Source organism: Blastomonas sp. CCH1-A6 (genome assembly GCF_001556365.1).
Taxonomy (GTDB): Bacteria; Pseudomonadota; Alphaproteobacteria; order Sphingomonadales; family Sphingomonadaceae; genus Blastomonas; species Blastomonas ursincola.
Map to the genome: position 1 here is coordinate 1 of NZ_LSIS01000403.1, position 1,146 is coordinate 1,146.

The window sequence follows — 1,146 nt, forward strand, 5'->3', positions numbered from 1 at the left end:
CCACCGAGGCCGAACAATCGGGTCTCGTCGCGCGCGTCGTGCCGCTGGCCGATCTGGTCGACGAAGCGGTCAGGGCGGCTCAGACGATCGCCGGCATGGCACCGCTCGCAACGCTGGCGGTCAAGGAAATGGTCAATGCCGCGTTCGAAACGACGCTGCAGCAGGGCGTGGTGTTCGAACGCCGACTGTTCCACGGCCTGTTCGGCAGCGAGGACCAGAAGGAAGGCATGGCAGCGTTCGTCGAAAAGCGCCCCGGCAAATGGACGGGGCGCTGATCACGCTTCTGATTGCGGCCCTTGCCCGGGTCAGGGCCGCAGCGCGCCGGTGAGATCCTCACCCAGTTGCAGCGCGTCGAGATCGGCTGCCACTGCGACCAGATCGGCGCGGGCTTGGGCGAGGCGGAACTCGGCATCGAGTCTGCGGATCGCGGCATTGGCCGCGGCATCCTCGCGCAGGTTGACCAGGAAGAAGTCGCTCGCGCCGGCCTGGAACAGGCGCCGCTCGCCGGCGGCGAGCTTCTCCGCCTGCACCTCCTCGTCGCGCGCGAGCACGGCCAGCCGCTCGGCGGCGGTGAGGTTGGTCGAAAGCTGCGCGATTTCGGCGAGAATCTGTTCCTCGCTCTGCCGACGCTTCCATTCGAGCGCATTGATATAGGCTTCGGCGGCCGCGACATTGCCCTTGGCGGCACGGTTCTGCAGCGGCATCGAGAAAGTGAACCCGACCACCGCCTCGAACGGATCACGCGAGCGCCCGCCGAGGCGGGCAAGGATTTCGGCGAGCAGGGCCTCGGCAAACAGCCGCAGCGAGGGCAGCAGCTTGTTCTGTTCGAGTTCGAGCTTCGCTTCGCCCTGCGCGAGCCGTTGCTCGATCAGCTGGATATCCGGGCGTCGCGCCAGCACCGCTGCGGGATCGGTGTCGCGCAATTGGCGGACCATCGGCAGCGAGGTCGGCAGATCGGCGGGTGTGGCGACGCGCGGGCGACCGTCATCGTCGCGCCAGAACAGCGACAGCCGTTGCGCGGCATTGGCGAGGTCGCGCTCGGCGGCGACGAGGAGCGACTGACGGCGCAGGAGGTTCTGTTCGTTCTCGGTCAGCAGGATCGCCGCGCGTGCCCCCAGTTGCACCTGGCGGCGGATGCCGTCCTGC

At 68.2% G+C, this 1,146-nt stretch carries 2 protein-coding genes; one reads left to right on the top strand and one right to left on the bottom strand.

What is annotated here, in order from left to right:
- Positions 1–275, top strand: a 275-nt coding sequence (locus AX735_RS18485; protein WP_231750169.1) for an enoyl-CoA hydratase-related protein, incomplete at its 5' end; no start/stop codon positions are given.
- Between the two features lie 30 nt (positions 276–305).
- Here the strand turns inward: AX735_RS18485 and AX735_RS18490 are convergent.
- A partial coding sequence (locus tag AX735_RS18490; protein ID WP_202189617.1) for a TolC family protein occupies positions 306–1,146 on the bottom strand: 841 nt, incomplete at its 5' end.